This is a genomic window from Kitasatospora albolonga, from assembly GCF_039535905.1.
Classification (GTDB): domain Bacteria; phylum Actinomycetota; class Actinomycetes; order Streptomycetales; family Streptomycetaceae; genus Kitasatospora; species Kitasatospora albolonga.
The window spans coordinates 13336-32018 of the sequence record NZ_BAAAYB010000033.1 but is presented as its reverse complement, the minus strand read 5'-3'; the positions used below and the strand labels follow the sequence as shown (position 1 = coordinate 32018).

The 18683-nt window shown below is 73.3% G+C and carries 15 protein-coding genes; 3 read left to right on the top strand and 12 right to left on the bottom strand.

Annotation, left to right across the window (positions count from 1 at the left end; genetic code table 11):
• Positions 1 to 142: 142 nt before the first annotated feature.
• The 8 genes from ABD946_RS08295 to ABD946_RS08260 form a co-directional block, all read right to left on the bottom strand.
• Positions 143 to 1672 (bottom strand): aldehyde dehydrogenase (NADP(+)), encoded by a 1530-nt coding sequence (locus ABD946_RS08295; RefSeq protein ID WP_345281544.1) that lies wholly within the window; start codon positions 1670 to 1672, stop codon positions 143 to 145.
• A gap of 28 nt (positions 1673 to 1700) precedes the next feature.
• Positions 1701 to 2522: an NAD-dependent epimerase/dehydratase family protein gene (locus tag ABD946_RS08290; protein ID WP_345281543.1), complete on the bottom strand. Its 822-nt coding sequence runs from the start codon at positions 2520 to 2522 to the stop codon at positions 1701 to 1703.
• Positions 2519 to 3685, bottom strand: a complete 1167-nt coding sequence (locus tag ABD946_RS08285) for a hypothetical protein (RefSeq protein ID WP_345281541.1) — start codon at positions 3683 to 3685, stop codon at positions 2519 to 2521. The genes ABD946_RS08290 and ABD946_RS08285 overlap by 4 nt, the downstream gene beginning before the upstream one ends.
• Positions 3682 to 4938 carry a glucarate dehydratase family protein gene (locus ABD946_RS08280; RefSeq protein ID WP_345281539.1) on the bottom strand — a complete coding sequence of 419 codons (1257 nt, stop codon included), beginning with the start codon at positions 4936 to 4938 and terminating at the stop codon, positions 3682 to 3684. Before ABD946_RS08280 ends, ABD946_RS08285 begins: the two co-directional genes overlap by 4 nt.
• Complete coding sequence (locus ABD946_RS08275) at positions 4938 to 5876, bottom strand: 5-dehydro-4-deoxyglucarate dehydratase (protein WP_345281537.1); 939 nt, start codon at positions 5874 to 5876, stop codon at positions 4938 to 4940. Before ABD946_RS08275 ends, ABD946_RS08280 begins: the two co-directional genes overlap by 1 nt.
• Before the next feature lie 63 nt (positions 5877 to 5939).
• Positions 5940 to 6815, bottom strand: coding sequence for a carbohydrate ABC transporter permease (locus ABD946_RS08270; protein ID WP_345281535.1), 876 nt, complete (start codon positions 6813 to 6815; stop codon positions 5940 to 5942).
• Positions 6812 to 7789 carry a carbohydrate ABC transporter permease gene (locus ABD946_RS08265; RefSeq protein ID WP_345281533.1) on the bottom strand — a complete coding sequence of 326 codons (978 nt, stop codon included), beginning with the start codon at positions 7787 to 7789 and terminating at the stop codon, positions 6812 to 6814. Before ABD946_RS08265 ends, ABD946_RS08270 begins: the two co-directional genes overlap by 4 nt.
• The gene (locus ABD946_RS08260) at positions 7789 to 9129 is read right to left on the bottom strand and encodes a sugar ABC transporter substrate-binding protein (protein WP_345281531.1); all 1341 of its coding nucleotides are present in this window, start codon (positions 9127 to 9129) and stop codon (positions 7789 to 7791) included. The genes ABD946_RS08265 and ABD946_RS08260 overlap by 1 nt, the downstream gene beginning before the upstream one ends.
• A gap of 120 nt (positions 9130 to 9249) precedes the next feature.
• On the opposite strand from ABD946_RS08260, the gene ABD946_RS08255 reads away from it, so the two are divergent.
• The gene (locus tag ABD946_RS08255) at positions 9250 to 10029 is read left to right on the top strand and encodes an IclR family transcriptional regulator (RefSeq protein WP_345281529.1); all 780 of its coding nucleotides are present in this window, start codon (positions 9250 to 9252) and stop codon (positions 10027 to 10029) included.
• A 16-nt stretch (positions 10030 to 10045) separates the two neighbouring features.
• Here ABD946_RS08255 and ABD946_RS08250 read toward each other — a convergent pair whose 3' ends face one another.
• Entirely contained in the window at positions 10046 to 12328 is a 2283-nt protein-coding gene (locus ABD946_RS08250; protein ID WP_345281527.1) for a cellulose binding domain-containing protein, read from the bottom strand.
• A gap of 148 nt (positions 12329 to 12476) precedes the next feature.
• Complete coding sequence (locus tag ABD946_RS08245) at positions 12477 to 13508, bottom strand: medium chain dehydrogenase/reductase family protein (RefSeq protein ID WP_345281525.1); 1032 nt, start codon at positions 13506 to 13508, stop codon at positions 12477 to 12479.
• A gap of 131 nt (positions 13509 to 13639) precedes the next feature.
• Between ABD946_RS08245 and ABD946_RS08240 the strand changes: the two genes are divergently transcribed.
• Together ABD946_RS08240 and ligA are read left to right on the top strand one after the other, a co-directional pair.
• A complete protein-coding gene (locus ABD946_RS08240; RefSeq protein ID WP_345281523.1) occupies positions 13640 to 14290 on the top strand; it encodes a TetR/AcrR family transcriptional regulator in 651 nt (216 codons plus the stop codon).
• 91 nt (positions 14291 to 14381) lie between these two features.
• The gene (gene ligA / locus ABD946_RS08235; protein ID WP_345281647.1) at positions 14382 to 16436 is read left to right on the top strand and encodes an NAD-dependent DNA ligase LigA; all 2055 of its coding nucleotides are present in this window, start codon (positions 14382 to 14384) and stop codon (positions 16434 to 16436) included.
• Between the two features lie 138 nt (positions 16437 to 16574).
• Here the strand turns inward: ligA and ABD946_RS08230 are convergent, their stop codons facing one another.
• Complete coding sequence (locus ABD946_RS08230; RefSeq protein ID WP_345281645.1) at positions 16575 to 17327, bottom strand: glycosyltransferase family 2 protein; 753 nt, start codon at positions 17325 to 17327, stop codon at positions 16575 to 16577.
• Positions 17328 to 17601: 274 nt separating this feature from the next.
• On the bottom strand, positions 17602 to 18348 hold the full coding sequence (locus tag ABD946_RS08225) for a hypothetical protein (protein WP_345281520.1): 747 nt from the start codon (positions 18346 to 18348) through the stop codon (positions 17602 to 17604).
• Positions 18349 to 18683: the final 335 nt, after the last annotated feature.

Here is an 18683-nt window from a genome sequence, read left to right as displayed (position 1 = left end):
CGGGGTAGCTGTGAAGAGCTGCGACAGAGCTTGACGGTGAGCCGCCAAAGAAGGCCATCCTTACCCGGCCATCTTGATCAGACCGTGTCCAAGAACGACCGAAACCGTTCAATTACCCGACCGGTCGAAGTACTTGACCCCCTCACCGACCAGGCGGTATTGCGCCGGTGACGCGCTGCGGGACGCCGAGCGGATTGCCGTCCAGCAGCTCCGGCGGGAGCAGTTCGGGCGGGGTGTTCTGGTAGACCACCGGGCGCAGCCAGCGCTCGACCGCGGTGGCGCCGACGGAGGTGGAGCCGGAGGTGGTGGCCGGGTACGGGCCGCCGTGGTGCATCGCGGGGGCGACCGCCACGCCGGTCGGCCACTGGTCCACCACCAGACGGCCCGCCAAGGGGCGCAGGCGCTCCAGCAGGGCGGCCGCCTCCGGTCCGCGCTCGTCGGCCGCCAGCTGGACGGTCGCGGTCAGGTTCCCGGCCAACCGGCCCAGCACCGACTCCAGTTCGGCCCGGTCCCGGTAGCGGACCAGGACGGTCACCGGGCCGAAGCACTCCTCCCGGAGCTCCTCGGTCAGCTCCGCCGCGTCCACCGCCAGCACCCCGGCGCGGACCGCGAGGCCGGCCCCCTCGACCGGTGCCGGGCCGGCTGCCAGCAGCACCCTGACGCCCGGCACCGCGGCCCGGCGCCCGACACCCGTCAGGAACGCCTCCCGCATCCGGCGGTCCAGCAGCGGCCCCGCCCCGGTCGCGGCGGCCGCCGCGACCACCGCCTCCTCCAGTCGGTCCGCCCCGGCCGGGACCAGGACCAGGCCGGGCTTGACGCAGAACTGGCCGCTGCCGAGCGTGAAGGAGGCGGCGAGCCCGGCGCCGATCTCCTCCGCCCGGGTGGCGGCGGCCCGTTCGGTGACCACCACCGGGTTGAGCGAGCCGAGCTCGCCGTGGAAGGGGATCGGCACCGGCCGGGCGGCGGCGATGTCGTGCAGGGCCCGCCCGCCGCGCACCGAGCCGGTGAAGCCGACCGCCGCCACCAGCGGGTGCCGGACCAGCTCCGGCCCGGCCTCGAAGCCGTGCACCAGGCCCACCACCCCCTCCGGCAGGCCGAATCGGGCCGCCGCCCGGCGCAGCAGGCCCGCGCAGAGCTCGCTGGTGGCCGGGTGGTCCGGGTGGGCCTTGACCACCACCGGGCAGCCGGCCGCCAGGGCACTGGCGGTGTCGCCGCCGGGCACGCTGAAGGCGAGCGGGAAGTTGCTGGCCGAGAAGACCGCGACCACGCCCAGCGGGACCTTCATCCGACGCAGGTCGGGGCGGTTCAGGGCGGGATCGGCGTGGTCGATCGCCACGTCCAGGAACGCGGCCTTCTCCACCTGCCCGGCAAACTCCCTCAACTGGTAGGTGGTGCGGGCGAGTTCACCGGCCAGCCGGGCCGGGCCGAGCGCGGTCTCGGCGTCGGCGGCGGCGACCACCTGCGCGGCCGCCGCCTCCAGCCCGTCGGCGGCGGCGCGCAGCAGCGCGGACCGCACCGCGCGGTCGGCCAGCGCGGGGAGGGCCGCGGCGGCGGCCCGGACGGCCCGGTCGACCTCGGCCGGGCCCGCCTCGGCGGCCACCACCGCCCCGGGCGAGCCGGTCCTCGGGTCGGAGGTGCGGACCGGCTGCGGCTCAACTGCCTTGGTTTCCATGGGACTCCCTCGGGTCATCGGGCGCGGGTCAGGCGCGCGGGGGTTCCAGCTCGGTGAAGTGACCGCCGATCAGCCGGGCGTCCACGTGGCCGGGGTCGAGCGGGCCGTGCACGGCCAGCACCTTCTCGGCGTACTCCTCGGCGTCGTCCTGCGGCCGGTAGCCGATCGCGCGGGCCGTGCTCAGGTCCCACCAGGCGCGGGTGTTGGCGCTGATGCCGTTGACGACGGTGTGCCGGGCGAGCGGGGGTGCGAGGGGGGCGGTGAGCGCGGCGTGCACCAGGCGGGCGCAGTCGCCCGGGCTCAGCCAGGTGGAGAGCATCCGGACCGAGCGCGGCTCCTCGAAGCAGGACCCGATCCGGATGGTCACCGTCTCGATGCCGTGCCGGTCGGCGTAGAGCGAGGCGAGGTTCTCGGCGAAGGCCTTGGAGAGGCCGTAGTTGGTGTCGGGCCGCTGCGGCGCGTCCGCGCCGATCAGGTCGCCGCTCCCCGGGGCGGGCAGCGGGGTGAACCCGACCGCGTGGTTGCTGCCGGCCACCACCACCCGGCGGACGCCCTCGGCCCGGACGGCCTCGTAGAGGTGGTACGTGCCCTGGACGTTGGCGCCCAGGATGTTCTCGAAGGTGTCCTCCAGGGAGATTCCCCCGAGGTGCACCACGGCGTCCACCCCGCGCACGGCCTCGCGGACGGCGTCCGGGTCGCGCAGGTCGAAGGCGAGGGAGGCGGGTGCGTCGGCGAGGGGCCGGACGTCCGCCAGGCGCAGCCGGTGGCCCAGGGCGGGCAGCCGGGCCCGCAGGTGGGCGGCGACTCCACCGGCGGCGCCGGTGAGCAGGACGGTGCGGGGCTCGGTCATCGCGGTGGGCCCTCCGGTCGGGCGGGAGTCGATCGGAACTCCTGGGCCAGCTCGGCCAGGAGGTGCTGACGGTGCCCCGGCAGCAGGCCGAGGTGGTAGAGGCTGAGCCGGCTCGCGCCCGCCTCGCGCAGGCCCCGGACGTGCGCGGCCAGGGCGTCGGGGTCGGCGGGCGGGAGCGCGGTGACGTAGGCGTCGACGGCGGTGCCCGTGGTGGCCGCCGCGCGGACCAGGTCCGCGCTGGCCTCCCCGGTCGGCCAGCACGGCACCAGCAGGGCGTCGACCTGGCCGGCCGCGCTCGCGGTCAGGCCCGGGGAGGGGCCGGTGGCCCACGGGTCCGGGTGGGCGTGCAGGGTTAGGGACGCCCCGGGCGCCGCGGCACGGACGGCGGCCGTCACCCTTCCGAGCAGTCCGTCGGTGGCCGCCTGACGGACCGCCAGCAGGGCGGCCGCGGTCTCCTCCGGCAGCGGGCCGCCGCCGCGGGCGGTGCCGCGCAGCAGCTCCACCGTCTTCTCCTCGTCCAGGCCGTGCCGGCGCCAGCCGTGGCGGCAGGCCCCGCAGCAGCAGACGGAGAGCGCCCGCAGGGCCTCCGGCGGGTAGGCGCCGTCGCTCTTCTCGTGGCATCCCAGGTGGACGGCGCCGAGCTGGCCCGCCGACTCCAGCGACACCGTCCGGACCGCCTCGCCCGGCAGCCCGTGCAGGGCCTCCGCGGCCAGGGTCGCGCAGTGCTGCCGGACCGGTTCGTGGGAGGGGCAGAGCGCGTACGGGTAGTGCTCGCCGTGGCAGTTGACCACGGACACGGCCGGGTTCAGGTACCCGAGGCGGGAGTTGTGGGCGAGGACGATCCAGGCGTTGACCGGGATCCCCTCGGCCGCGAGGACCTCCACCGCCACGCCGGCCGGGTCGGGCTGCGCCATCCAGTCCGCGGCGAGCGGGGTGAGCCGGTGGCCGGCCCAGGCCTCGGGCCGCAGCGGCCGGTAGAGCGCGGCGTACCGGGCGTCGACGAAGGAGCGCTCCGGGTGGAGCGGGGTGGCCGCCCGGGTGGAGTGGTAGCTGAGGGCCAGCGTGACCGCGTCGGCACCGCAGGCGCGGAAGCGGTCGGCGAAGGCCGGATCGCCGAGGACGTCCCACGGGTAGGCGTGCACGGAGACGGTCGGGTGGTTCACCAACGGGGCCTCCGCTTGCGGAAGTCGGGCTCGAACTGCTGCCGGTAACCGGTGTCGTCGCGTTCCCGGATCCCGCAGCGCAGGTAGTTCTCGTGCAGCCGGGCCAGCGCGTCCGGGTCGAGCTCGACGCCGAGCCCGGGCCCCGCGGGCACCCGCACCGCGCCGTCGACGATCGGCAGTGGATCCGCCACCACGTCGGTGCCGAGTTGCCAGGGGGTGTGGGTGTCGGCGGCGTAGCTCAGTTCGGGGAGCGCCGCGCCGAGGTGGGTCATGGCGGCCAGGCTGATGCCCAGGTGGCTGTTGGAGTGCATGGAGACGCCGACGCCCCAGGTGCGACAGATCGCGGCGAGCTCGGCCGAGCGGCGCAGCCCGCCCCAGTAGTGGTGGTCGGCGAGCACCACCCCGACCGCCCCCGCGGCGAAGCCCGGGGCGAGGTCGTCGGGGGCGACCACGCACATGTTGGTGGCCAGCGGCATCGGCGCCTCCCGAGCCACCTCGGCCATCCCGGGGATGCCGGGGGTCGGGTCCTCCAGGTACTCCAGCAGGCCCGCCGTGTCGGCCGCGACCTTGCGCGAAGTCTCCACCGTCCAGGCCGCGTTGGGGTCCAGTCGGAGCGGGTGGGCGGGGAAGGCCTCGCGCAGCGCCCGGACCGCCTCGATCTCCTGCTCCGGCGGGAGGACGCCGCCCTTGAGCTTGAGCGAGCCGAAGCCGTACCGCTCGACCATCAGGCGGGCCTGAGCGACGATCCCGTCCGGGTCGAGCGCCGGGCCCCACTCGTCCTCCGGCTCGCCCGGGTGGCCCGCCCACTTGTAGAACAGGTAGCCGGAGTACGGGACTTGGTCGCGGACCGGGCCGCCCAGCAGGTCGGCCACCGGCCGGCCGGTGATCCGGCCCTGCAGGTCCAGGCAGGCGACCTCGAACGGGCTCACCACCTTGAGCGCGGTCTTCTGCGGGCTGGAGCCACCGGTCAGGCCGTGCCGGTCGGGTGCGTCGGTGCCGCCGAGCGCCCGGGTGGTCCGGCGCAGCAGGTCGTTGGTGTGGAAGGGGTCGAGGCCGACCAGGGCGGGTGCGACGGTGCGCAGGAGCTCCAGGTGGGAGGCGTCGCCGTAGGTCTCGCCGAGGCCGGTGAGGCCGTCGCCGCAGTCCAGCTGGACGATCGCGCGCAGCGCCCAGGGCTGGTGCACACCGGCCGAGTTGAGCAGCGCCGGGTCGGGGAAGGCGACCGGGGTGACGGTCACCGCGCGGACCCGCATCAGGCGGCCGCGGTGGTGGTGGCCGCGGCGGTGAGGGCGGCGCGGCCGCGGGCCAGGATGCCGGCCAGCTGCTCCAGGTGCTCGGGGGTGGGGTCCACCAGCGGGGGGCGGACGGTGCCGAGGTCGAGGCCGGAGAGCCGGGCCCCGGCCTTCACCAGCGCGACCGCGTAGCCGGGGACCTTGTCGCGCAGGGCGACGAACGGCAGGTAGAACTCGCCGAGCAGCAGCTGGACGGTGGCCTGGTCGCCGCTGCGCACGGCCCGGTTGAAGGCGGTGGCGATCTCCGGGGCGAAGCACAGGACGGCGGAGGAGTAACTGCCCACGCCGATCGCCTCGTAGGCCTGGACGGAGAGTTCGGCGGTGGGCAGGCCGTTGAGGAAGCCGAACGCGGCGGCCCGGGGGTGGCCGCTGGACCGGACGGCGGTGACCAGGCGCAGCATGTGGTCGACGTCGCCGCGGCCGTCCTTGATGCCGGCCACGGTGGGGATGTCCAGCAGGGCGACGGCCGCCGCCTCGTCGAGCACGGCGGTGGCGCGCTGGTACACGGTGACCGGCAGGTCGGTGGCACCGGCGACGTAGCGGACGTGGTCGACCAGGCCGCTGGGGGGCGCGGAGACCAGGTAGGGCGGGAGCAGCAGCAGGCCGTCGGCACCGGCCTCGGCGGCGGTGCGGGCGAACTCGTGGGCGGCGCGCGGCCCGCCGCCGCAGCCGGCCATCACCGGCAGGCGGCCGCCGGCCACCTTGACGGCGGTGCTCACCACGTCCCGGTACTCGGCGTGCGAGAGGGCGGTGAACTCGCCGGTGCCGCAGGCGACGAAGAGCGCGTCCGGGCCGGCCGCGACCTGCCGCTCGACGTGCTCGGCGAAGGCCGGGAGGTCGACGGTGTCGTCCGCGGTGAACGGGGTCAGTGGGAAGGACAGCAGCCCGTTCGAGTACATGGGGTCTCCTTGGGTCGGTGGTGCCGGTTGGTGGGGTGAGGGTGCGTCAGCCCTTGACGTGCGTCAGCCCTTGACGGCGCCGGAGGTGAGGCCGCGCATGAACTGCCGCTGCATGGCGAGGAACACCAGCACGCTGGGCAGCAGGGCGAGCAGCGAGGAGGCGAGCAGCACGCCGATCCCGACCTCCTCGTCGGCGCGCAGCGTGCGCAGCGCGATGGGCAGGGTGAACTGCCGGGCGTCGGTGGCCACCAGCAGCGGGAGCAGGTACTGGTCCCAGATCATGGTGAAGCCGAAGATGCCGATCACGCCCAGGGCGGGGCGGCAGAGCGGGAGGATGACGGACCAGAAGATCCGCAGGTCGCCGGCGCCGTCCAGGCGGGCGGCCTCCTCCAGCTCGACCGGGATCTCCTTCATGAACTCGGCGGTGACCAGGATGGAGAAGGCCCAGGCCCCGACCGGGAGGATCATCCCGAACAGGCTGCCCACCAGGTCCAGGTCGGAGAGCACCAGGGAGAGCGGGATGGCCAGCACCTCCTCCGGCAGCATCATCGTGCTGAGGACCAGCAGCAGCACCAGGTGCATGCCGCGGAACCGCTTGCGGGCCAGGGCGTAGGCCGCGCTGACGCTGACCGCGATCTGCAGCAGCAGTCCGCCGCCCACCACCAGGAAGGAGTTGGTGAGGTAGAGCAGGACGTCGCGGTCGACGGCGGCCTGGAAGTTGGCCAGGGTCAGGTGGGTGGGGAGCAGGGTGAGCGAGGTCGGGTCGGTGACCTTGGAGAAGGCGCTGGAGACCAGGGCCAGCAGCGGCCCGGCGAAGACCAGCACCAGGGCCAGGTACAGGACGCCCCGCGCGGCCCAACTCACCGGCCCTCTACGGGAGTCCAGCCCTAGCGCGGTGTCGGTGACCCGGGCCCTGCGGCCGGTCCGTTCGGCGTTCACTGCGACTCCCTTCCCTTGCCGCCCCGGCGGGCGCGGACGGCCAGTGTGAGGACCACGGTCGCGGCCAGCAGCACCACGGATCCGGCAGCGGCGACGCCGAGTTCGTTGCGCTCCAGGCCGAGCCGGTAGATCAGCGTCATCACCACGTCGGTCGAGCCGTTGGGCCCGCCGTTGGTGAGCAGGAAGATCTCGGTGAAGACCCGCAGCCCCCGGATCGCCGCGAGGGTGACCAGGATGGCGAAGGCGGGGCGCAGCGCCGGCAGCGTCACGTGCCACACCCGGCGCCGGACGCCCGCGCCGTCCACGGCGGCCGCCTCGTACAGGGTCCGGTCGACCCCGGCCAGCGCCGCCAGGAAGATCATCATGTCGTAGGGGGCGCCGCGCCAGATCCCGACCGCCATCACCGAACCGAGCGCGCTGTCCTCGCTGTTGAGGAACTGCGAGGGCCCCGAGCCGAGCCAGCCCAGCAGGGTGTTCACCGCCCCGTCGGCCGCCGGGTAGTAGAGGATCCGCCAGACCTCGGCGACCACCGCCATCGCGGCGACGGTCGGCAGGAAGACGGCCGTGCGGACGAACCAGAGGTGCCGGGCCTGACCCTCCAGCAGCAGCGCCAGCGCCAGGCCGACCAGCACCGAGCCGCCGGTCTGACCCACCGCCAGCAGCACGGTGTGCCAGACCGCCGTCAGGAAGGCGTCGTCGGTGAGCACCTGACGGTAGTTCTCCGCCCCCACCCAGCGGTCGCCCAGGTAGGGGCGCACGTCGTGGAAGCTCATCGCGACCGCCCGCCCGGCGGGGACGAACTTGAACAGCGCGAAGAGGAGCAGCGCGGGGGCCAGGAACAGCCAGGGGACCAGGGCGGGCCGGCCCCGCCGGTACCACCGGCGGGCCTGCCGCCCGGGCAGCGCCCCCGCCGGGCGGGGGCTCCGGCCGGCGGGGGCGGGCCTCGGTGCGCGGTCCACGCCGGTGGCCGCCATCAGGAGCCGGCCCCCTGCTTCTTGAGCTCCGCCGCGAAGGTCGAGGCGAGCTTGTCGAGGGCGGCCTCGGGGTCGGAGCCGCAGTCGGCGACCACGGCGTTGAGCGTCTCCGACGAGGCCTGCCGGAACGGTGTCCACTCGGGGACCGCCGGGGCGTAGCGTCCGGCCTCCCGGTACACCTTGTCGAACACCTGCCAGCGGGCGTCGGTGCGCTCGGCCGCCAGGTCGACGGTCCGGTTCACCGGGAGGCGGACCACGGTGCCATCGGTGTCGCCCGCCATGCCGGTCCGCTGCCCCTGCGGCCCGGCCAGGTACTCGGCGTACCTCTGCTGGCCGTTGGGGTTCTTCGAGCCCGCCATCAGGTAGACGTTCTCGCCCTCCGCCAGCACCGCGCTCTTCCCGCCGGGCCCGGCGGGCAGCGGCACCACCTCGTACTTGTCCTTGCCGAGGCTCTTGTCGAACCGGGCCATGTTGTACGGGCCCGTCAGGTAGATCCCGCCCTTGCCGGTCTCGAACAGCGGGTGCGCCTGGGTGGTCTCGGCGGTGACCGCGCCGGGGACCACGCTCCTGTCGGTGCAGAACTGCTTCTTCAGCCGCTCGACGGCCGCCACCGAGCGCTCGCCCGCGATCGCGGGCTTGAGGCTGCCGGGTTCACCGGTGAAGTAGTCGCCGCCCGCGGACCACAGGAAGCTGGAGGCGTACCAGTCCAGGTAGCCGCGCTTGGTGCTGCCGGGGACGACGTAGCCGTAGGTGTCGGCCTTGCCGTTGCCGTCCGGGTCTCCGCTGGTGAACGCGCTGGCCAGGGCGTCGAGTTGGTCCCAGCTGGTGGGCTGCGCCAGGCCGAGCTTCTCCCGCCAGTCCTTGCGGACCAGCAGGGCGAAGGTCTGCGCGGAGAACGGCACGCCGTAGTACTTGCCGTCGGCGGCCCGGGCGGCGTCCCAGGCCTGCGGGATCAGCTGGTCCCCGCCGGCCACCCTGCCCTTGTCGACCTGGCGGACCAGACCCTGCTTGACCAGGGTGCCCAGCTGCGCGGTGTCGTTGACGATCAGGTCCGGCAGCTTCTTCTGCGCGGCGGCCTGCTGCAGCTTGGTCTCGAAGTCGTCGAACAGCGCGGTGACGTGGGCCGGGACACCGGTGGCGGCGGTGAAGTCGGCGGCCAGCTTCTGGTGGGTCTTCTCGGTGTTGGAGCCCGGGGGCTTGCGCACCCAGATCTCCAGGGGGGCCTTGTCGTCACCGGACGCGGTGGACCCGCTGCCGTCGCTGCCGCAGGCGGCCACGGAACTCAGGGCGAAGGTGACGGCGAGGGAGACGGCGAAGGCTCGTGCGGCTCTGCTGAGCATCGGCGTTCCTGTCTACATATGTGGACGATATCTCTGTGCGTGGAACCTTGCCAGGTGAAAGTAGGGCAGCTGTACGATGCGAGTCAACAGTCCCGGTACACGGATGTGGATGGAGAACCGATGGCCACTGGCCAGCCCGAGGCCGCGACGGTGAAGTCCGCGGAACGCACCGTGCGCATCCTGGAGACCCTCGCCGCCTCGCCCACCCGACTCACCGTCAACGACCTGCAGGAGCGCCTCGGTTACCCGCGCAGCAGCCTGCACGCGCTGGTCAGGACCCTGCGGGAGCTCAAGTGGGTGGAGGCCGACGAAACCGGCTCCGCCTTCGGCGTCGGCCCGCACGCGCTGCTCTCCGGCACCGCCTACCTCGACCGCGACCCGGCCCTGCCGTACGCCCAGGAGGCACTGGAGGCGCTGCGCGACGCGATCGGCTACACCGTGCACTTCGCCCGCCGCGACGACGCCTACGTGCTCTACCTCGCCACCCGCGACTCGCGCGAGAACGTCCGCGCCGTCTCACGGGTCGGCCGCCGGCTGCCCGTCCACCTCACCGCCCTCGGTCAGGCACTGCTCGCCGACCTCACCGAGCAGGAGGTGGACGCCCTGCTCCCCGGCGAGCTGCCCGCCTACACCCCGCAGACCATCACCGACCGGGCCGCGCTCGACGCGACGCTGGCCGAAGTCCGGGACCGGGGCTGGGCCTTGGAGCGCGAGCAGGGCACCGTCGGCGTCACCTGCGTCTCGGCCGCGGTGCCCTACCGCATCCCGGCCACCGACGCGCTGAGCTGCTCCATGCCGGCCGCCGCGGCGACCGACAAGGAGGTCGCACGGGTGGCCAGGGCGGTGACGTCGCACGCCACCGCCCTGGCCACCACCCTGCGCCGTCACGGCATCCGCTGACGGCGCAGGGCCCGGGTCACCGTGCGGTCAGCGCGGTGGGCAGACCCGTCCCGGCGGCGTTGAACCCGAAGCCCTGCTCGGCTCCGGGGGCGATGGTGCCGTTCCAGCCCACGTTGGTGAACGTGTAGTGCTGCCCGCTCTGCGTCCTGACGGCGGACCAGCTGGAGGACACGGTGGTGCCCGCCGGGAGGTCGAACTCCACCGTCCAGCCCTGGCGGGCGGCGGCGCAGTTGTTCTTCACGAACACGTCCATGCCGTAACCCGAGCTCCAGGTCGAGGACTTCACCGTCCGGGCCGTCAGGCAGCCGGTGGTCGGCGACGTCGACGGGGACGGGGACGGCGAGCTCGACGGCGACGTGCTCGGGCTCGGGCTCGGGCTCGGGCTCGGGCTCGGGGTGGAGGTGCCCACCGTCTTCAGGAAGAGCGAGGGCCCGCCGTCCGTCCTCGTCGCGTCGACGCCGTGCCCACCCGTGTAGTCGAGCTGCTCACGACCGGCCCAGTCCGGGATCGCCGTCCCGCCCGTGTCCAGGTGCTTCCAGGCGGTCCCGCTCCAGCCGAACTGGTAGATCCGCTGCCGGTCCGCGTAGTACGGGGTGTACGCCGCACCGGCGGCCGTCTGCTTGGTCATGGTGTTGCCGAAGAAGACGTTGCGCGGCCCGCTGGAGCCCGACCACTTCACGGCCTTCTTCCCGGCGGCCCACCAGATCGGGTACCAGGTGGAGGCGTCGGTGCCTCCCCCGCCCTCCTCGCCGCAGTTGGCACGGCAGTTGGCCGAGCGGTGGTCGTACGGCACCGCCACCGTGTTCAGCTCGAAGAGGTTGTTGCGCTCCCAACCCCCGTGCAGGTTCAGGTCGGAGTCGAAGTCGTTGCCGATCGCGACGTTGCCCGAGGCGGACCACTGGAAGGTGAAGTGCCGCAGGTTCCGGGAGGTGTTGCCGGCGTAGAGGGAGTCCCAGACCGGGGAGCCGCGGAAGTAGCCGTTGCCGCCCTTGCCCTTGTTCCACGACCCGTCGAGCTGATTGTTCACGATCTGGACGTGGTAGGCCTCCTCCGTGACGATCGGGTGCGAGCCGGTCATCTCGGTCCGCACCCCGCGCACCCAGGAGTCGGCCGCCCACTTGAGGACGATGCCGTGGATGGCCTCACTGGGCGACATGTTGCCGTAGTTGTGCACGGCGTCGGCGGCGCTCAGCCCGGGCTCGTCCTGGGTCAGCGCGAAGTCCTCCAGGCCCACGCCGAGCACCGGGTCGACGATCGGGGAGGCCTTCGAGGCGTACGCCGCGCCGTCGATCGGCGCGGAGCCGTCCGAGACGGAGTCGACCGGGACGTCGTACTCCAGCGGCTTGTTCAGCGTGATGGTCCGGTTGGCGGAGTCGATCGCGGTCACGGTGAAGATCTGCTGCCGCATGTGGATGTTCTGGAGCGTGCCGTCGCCCGGCTGGATGTCCTGTTCGGCGTAGAACTTCAGCGAGTTGGCCGCCCGGATGTTCACCAGCCCGCCGACCTGGAGCCCGGTGAGCGCACTGCCGGTGGCCAGCGGGACCACGGTGTCCCCGGTCCGGGCCGCGAAGCCCGCCCCGCCCGCCTTCTCGCGGAGCTTCAGGCCGGCCTTCCAGTGGACGTTGACCGTCCCCTCGAACAGGTCCTTGCGGTTGGCGGCGGCGGCCGCGTACTCGGACGCGTAACTCGAGTGCACCGCCCGGGACTGGACCCGGAAGACCCCGCGGCCCGGCCACGTCCAGCCGCCCTTGGCCGAACCCGAGGTCATGCCGTCCTCGTCCCAGTCCGAACCGTCCTCGGTCAGGGTGTCGTAGCGCGTGTCGGCGTCCGGCCGGAAGACGATCCGGGTGCCGCCCGCACCGCTGCCCGCTCCACGGATCGTCAGGAAGTCGGCGTCCACACCGATCTGGTGGGACACGTTGAGCACCCCGGCGGGCAGCGTGATCAGTGACAACCGGTCGTACCCGGCGGCCGGGGAGCAGCCGGTGCGGATCTGGTCGATCGCCCGCTGCAGGCCGGCGGTGTCGTCGGCCCCGTCGTCCGGCTTCACGCCGAACTGGCCGGCCAGCTCGGCGGCGGTGATCTGACAGGCCGCGTCCGGGGTGGTCTGAGCGGGCCCGGGCAGGTCGGCGCCGCCCCGGTACCCGGCCTTCGACCAGTCGTACAGCCCGGGGATCGGGGCACGGCGGTTGGCTGCGGACAGGTCCAGGCCGCCGGCAGCGGCAGTGGCGCCGGCCTGGGCGGCCGGCCCGAAGGAGAGCAGCAGGGCGGCCGTGGTGGCGAGCGCCGCTGCGGACATGAGGGCCCCAAGGGGCTTGCTGGGCAAGGTAGTTCCTCCCTGGTGTGGGGGAAAGGGATGGCCCTCATGGTGTAGACCAGTCCTCCACAGGTCAAGACAGGAGGCGGAAATAAATTCAGCGTCCATGTATGTGGACAGCGAGGGCGCCTCAGGGAGTGAGGACGATCTTGCCGGTGACGGTGCTCGACTCGGCGAGGCGCAGCGCCTCGGCGGCCTGGGCGAGCGGCAGGGTCGCGGCGACGGGGGCGGCGACCTCACCCCGGAGTACGGCGGCGAAGACCTCGGTGAGGTCGGCCCGCAGCCGGGCGCGGAAGCGGGCCGCGCTCAGGGCCCGGCCGGCCCAGACGTTGTAGAAGTACGCGCGGCGCCGGTTGGGCAGGGCGTTCCACAGCCAGACGCGGCCGAGGATCTTCAGGACGGGCCACTGCTTGGAGCCGGTGTCGTCACGGGTGGAGGCGCTTCCGTAGGCGACCAGGGCCCCGCCGGGGGCGAGCAGGTGCCAGGAGTCGATGACGCTCCGGCCGCCGAGGTGGTCGAAGACGGCGTCCACGCCACCGGGCGCCAGCTCCCGGACCCGGGCGGGCACGTCGCCGTCGCGGTAGTCGACCGGGACCACCCCGCGCTCGCGCAGGCTGTCGTGGTGCCGGACGGAGGCGGTACCTATCACCTTCACGCCTGCCGCACGGGCGAGTTGGACCAGGACGGAGCCCACGCCGCCGCTCGCGCCGTGCACCAGCACGGTCTGCCCGGCGCGCACCCGGGCCTTGCGGTGCAGCATCTGCCAGGCGGTGATCCCGTTGAGCACCGCGGTCTCGGCCTCCGCCGCCGTGAGGCCGTCCGGGACCTCGACCGCGTCCCTGGCGTCGACCACCACGTGACTGGCCCACCCGCCCACCTTCATCAGCACGGCGACCCGGCGGCCCACCAGGGCCGGATCCACACCCTGACCGGCCGTCAGGACCCGGCCCACCAGGTCGTACCCCGGCACGAACGGGAACGGCGGCTGGTCGTAGTACCGCCCACGGCGCATCTGCTGCTCGGCGAACGACACGCCCGTCGCCTCCATGGCGATCACGACCTGCCCCGGACCGGCCGCCGGAACGGCCCCCTGACGGATCTGCAGGCCCTCCGGAGCCACGACGCCGGGCAGGACGACCTCGACGAGCTGTGCGTTTCCCATGATCCTCACGACCTTCTCGGTAGATGCTTTCGCGTTCGTTATAAGTTCTAACGTACCGGCCGAGTGAGAGTCAAGAGCTCCAGTGATAACCTCTAACTGAACTGACGGCCCGCAACCCGGGGAGCAACGACGTGGACACCAGGACGCCGCGGGAGCGCTACCGCGCCCAGGTGCAGGAAGAGATCAAGCAGCACGCCTGGACGCAGGTCGCCGCCGCCGGGGCCTCCGCCCTGTCCCTCAACGCCATCGCCAAGCAGATGGGCATGAGCGGACCGGCCCTCTACCGCTACTTCGCCAACCGCGACGAGCTGATCAGCGAACTCGTCAAGGACGCCTACCGCGGCATGGCGGACGCCGTCCAGGAGGCCGCCGCGGCCGGCGCCGACCTCGTCGGCCTCGCCCACGCCCTGCGCCGCTGGGCCCTGGCCGACCCCCAGCGCTACTTCCTGATCTACGGCACGCCCGTACCCGGCTACCACGCCCCCGAGGCCACCACGCGGATCGCCGCCGAGGTCATGACGGTGCTCCTCGACGCCCACACCGCCGCGCAGCCCCCCGCCACCCCGCCCACCCCGCCCACCCCGCTCGACCGGCACCTGGCCGAGCACCGGGCCTGGGCCGGAGAGCACCCGGCCCCGCCCTCGGCCCTCCGCCGCGCCCTCACCTTCTGGACCCGCCTGCACGGCGTGATCTCCCTCGAACTGGCGGGCCACTTCACCGGCATGGGCTTCGACCCCGCCGAGCTCTACACCGCCGAAGCGGAGGCCCTCGCGGCCGGCTGACCGCTGCGGAGGCCGCCGGATGAAGCCTCGTCAGAACACGTCCCACGCGCGCGGTGCGCGCTCCGCTCGATTGTCAGTGCTGGTCAGGATGATGGTTCCCATGACGGACACCACCTCGCCGCTGCTCTCCCCTGCCGACTACGCCGACGCGGTCGCCACCGCGGTCGCGGCTTCGGCCGCGTACTACACCGACGGCACCACGCCGCTCGGCGACGACGAGTACGACGCCCTCCTGCGCGCCATCACCGCCTACGAGGACGAGCACCCCACCGAGGTCCTGCCCGACTCCCCCACCGGCAAGGTGGCCGGCGGCGCCGTCCAGGGCGACGTGCCGCACTCGGTGCCGATGCTCTCCCTCGACAACGTCTTCGACGCCCAGGAGCTCACCGACTGGGCCGCCGGCCTGGAGCGCCGCCTCGGCCGCCCGGTGGCCGCCTGGTGCGTGGAGCCCAAGCTCGACGGCCTCGCGATGGCCGCCCGCTACCAGGGCGGCAAGCTGGTCCAGATGCTCACCCGCGGCGACGGCCTGGCCGGCGAGGACATCACCCACGCCGCCGACGCCATCCTCGGCCTGCCCGCCGTCCTCAGCGAGCCGATCGACGTCGAGCTGCGCGGCGAAGTCCTGCTCACCACCGCCCAGTTCGAGGAGGCGAACCGGATCCGCCTCGCCCACGAGGCCCCCGCCTTCGCCCACCCGCGCAGCGGCGCCGCCGGGACGCTCCGCGCCAAGGACCGCCCCTACCGGATCGAGCTCACCTTCTTCGCGTACGACGCCATCGGCCTCGACCTCGACCTCTCCCACAGCGAGCTGCTCGCCTCCCTGGCCGTGCTCGGCGCCAACACCGCCGCGACCACCGCCGCCGCCCCGCTCCGCTGCGAGACCCTGGACGCCGCCCAGCAGCGCATCGACGAGATCGCCGCCCTGCGCAGCGCCCTCCCCTTCGGCATCGACGGCGTCGTGGTCAAGGCCGACACCGCCGCCGACCGCCACCAGGCCGGCTCCGGCTCCCGCGCCCCGCGCTGGGCGGTGGCCCGCAAGCTCGCCGCCGAGCACAAGGTCACCCGCCTGCTGGAGGTGGAGTGGAACGTCGGCCGCACCGGCATCATCGCCCCGCGCGCCGTCCTGGAGCCGGTGGTCATCGACGGCGTCACCGTCACCTACGCCACCCTCCACAACCCCGCCGACATCACCCGCCGCGGCCTGATGATCGGTGACCAGGTCTTCGTCTACCGCGCCGGCGACGTCATCCCCCGCGTCGAGGCCCCGCTCGCCGACCAGCGCACCGGCGCCGAGACCGCGATCGTCTTCCCCGCCGCCTGCCCCCGCTGCGGCGACGAGATCGACGCCTCCGAGCAGCGCTGGCGCTGCGTCCGCGGCCGCAACTGCCAGGCCGTCGCCTCGGTCATCTACGCCGCCGGCCGCGACCAGCTCGACATCGAGGGCCTCGGCCACACCCGCGCCGTCCAGCTCGTCGAGTCCGGCCTGGTCACCGACATCGCCGACCTCTTCACGCTGACCCGGGATCAGCTCCTCACGCTGGAGCGGATGGGCGACACCTCCGCCGACAACCTCCTCGCCGCCATCGAGACCGCCCGCAGCCAGCCGCTCAACCGCGTCTTCTGCGCCCTCGGCGTCCGCGGCACCGGCCGCACCATGTCCCGCCGCCTGGCCGCCCACTTCGGCTCGCTCGCCGCCATCCGCGCGGCCGACGCCGACACCCTCGCCCAGGTCCCCGGCATCGGCACCGAGAAGGCCCGCGTCGTCGCCGCCGAACTCCTCGAACTCGCCCCCCTCCTCGACAAGCTGACGGCCCAGAACGTCGGCACCCAGATCACCGAGCCCGTCCTCCCCGCCACCCCCTCCCCGGACTCCCCCACCGCCCCCTCCGGCCCCCTCTCCGGCGAAGCCGTCGTCGTCACCGGCTCCATGACCGGCGCCCTCGCCGCCCTCTCCCGCAACGAGATGAACGAACTCATCGAGCGCGCCGGCGGCAAGGCCTCCTCCTCCGTCTCCAAGCGCACCACCCTGCTGGTGGCGGGCGAGAAGGCCGGCTCCAAGCGCACCAAGGCCGAGGAGCTCAACATCCGCATCCTCACCCCCGAGGACTTCGCCACCCTCGTCGCCGCCCACCTCCCCGAGGCCTGACGCACCGAACGGCCTTCACCCGACATCGAGACCCGCGTCGAGAGGTCGGCCACCAGGCACACGGACGTCACCGTCACCAACGGAGAAAGCCGAAACGGCCTGCCAGGCGAGCTGACAGGCCGTCGCGAAGACTCGAGGTCAGATGCGGGACTTCCGCACCGAGTGCCAGGCCGCACCGGCCAGCGCCCGCGTCGACCGCATCAGCGACAGGTGCTCGAACTCCCGGTACAGCCGCCAGTTGTGCCCGACCAGGTTCAGCTTGTTGGACGACAGCGACCCCGCCCGCCCGGCCCGGTAGACCGCCAGCGGCTCCCGCAGGCCCCGGGCGGGGCGCCCGTCCCGCATGATCGCCAGCCAGAGCGCGTAGTCCTGCCGCTTCGGCATGTCCGGCATCAGCCGCGTCCCGAGCGCCGCCCGGTCGTACATCGCGGTCAGCGCCCCGATGTGGTCCTGCTGCAGCATCTCCCGGTACGTCACGCGCTCCCGCGCCTCGACGACGCGCCCGTTCGGCACGAAGTCGGCGGCCTCGCCGACGTAGTCCCCGTCCACCTTGTAGTACGAGGTGAAGGTCAGCGGCGCGTCCCCCTCCGCCGCGAACGCCAGCTGCTTCTCCAGCTTCTCCGGCAGCCACATGTCATCGCTGTCGAGGAACGCCACGTAGTCGCCCTGCGCCCGCGCCAGCGCCAGGTTCCGCGCCTTGGCCGCACCGCCCTGCCCGGGCGCCGCCTCCGGCTTGACCCGCTCGTCCTGGCGCGCCAGCTCCCGCAGCATCTCCATCGACTCGTCCGTGGACGCGTCGTCGGTGACCAGCAGCTCCACGTCGGCGTGGGTCTGCGCCAGCACGGAGCGCACCGACGCCCCCAGCGTGGCCGCCGAGTTGTGAACCGGCATCACCACAGAAACCAGCACCGCAGTCCTCATTACTCAGATCGGAGTCGTCATGGTTGCCCCCGCCACCGCCCGAGACCACGCAGGACTCCCACCGGCCAGGACGTGCACCAGAACCGTACCAAGCCCCTGACCACCACCGACCCACCCCGGGATCCGGTTCACGTCCACCCGGCCGGCCGGGCCTCCGCAGGCCAACCGCCACGACCGAACGGGCTCCCCGCCGGACCGGACCCGGCCGACGCCGCAGAGGTCCGCCGGGGAGCGCCGCCCACCCCTACTTCGCGGCAGCCTTCAGCTGGGCCTTGGCCTCGGCCTCGCTCGCCTGCGGCACACCGATCCGCGCCTGCGCCGACCCCTGCTGCCGCTCCGGGCAGACCCTCAGGTCCTTCACCGGCGCGGCCAGCACCATGGCCTCCTCCGCGTACGAGAACGCCAGCATCGTGCCGGTGGTGCACGCGGCGTTCGGGGTGTCGGCGGCCGGCGGGGAGGCCCACCAGGCGAGCGGCTGGAAGAGCGCCCCACCCTTGTGCAGGACCACGCCGTGGGCCTTGTCGCCGGCGAAGGTGCCGCTCCCGAGCTGAGCGGAGTTCAGCTTCGAGAACACGGGCGCACCGTTCTCGATCCGGACGTCCGGACCGCCGTACACCACGCAGTCCTGCGCGGCAGTGCTGGTGATCTTCAGCACCGCCGTGATCCGCGGGCTCGCACTCGCGTCCAGCGCGATCACCTCCGCCTTGGCGTCGCTCTGCTTCTCCGCGCTGTAGCAGGGCTGGAGATCCGCAGCCGCCTTCCCGCCGTTCGCCGGAGCGCTCTTCGACGCACCCGCCGAGGCACCCGTCGACGCACCCGCCGACGCCGCCGGAGCGGACGCCTGAGCACCGCCACCCGCCGTCGGCGACACCGGGGCAACGGGCGTGGACGCGGCCGGAGCGGCGGCGGGCTTGCTGCCGGAACCGCAGGCCGACAACGCGAGGACGGCACACACCAGAGCAGCCGCAGCAGCCGGCTTACGAACGTTCAACGAAAACTCCAAATCACCTGGGTCGACAATCCGATCGGGATACGGAGGCGGAACTGTAGCAGCGGCATTCGGCGGAACTCGTCGGCCACAGCTGGAAATTGGGCCGCCAACGTCCCTTCAGGGCACAATCCGCAGCCAATTCCTGCCCATTCGGGAAAACACCACAGACCGCAGGGGCAGGAACTTTCTCTCCATCGACCTCAGACTGCCGGAGGCCTACCGATTCGGCGTGGACGAACCCTCGGGCAGGCCTCCCGTCCAGCCGGTCGTCGGTTCCACGAAGGCGCAGACCACCGTGCGCCGCGTCCGTAGCGTCACGGTGTTGCCCAACGGCA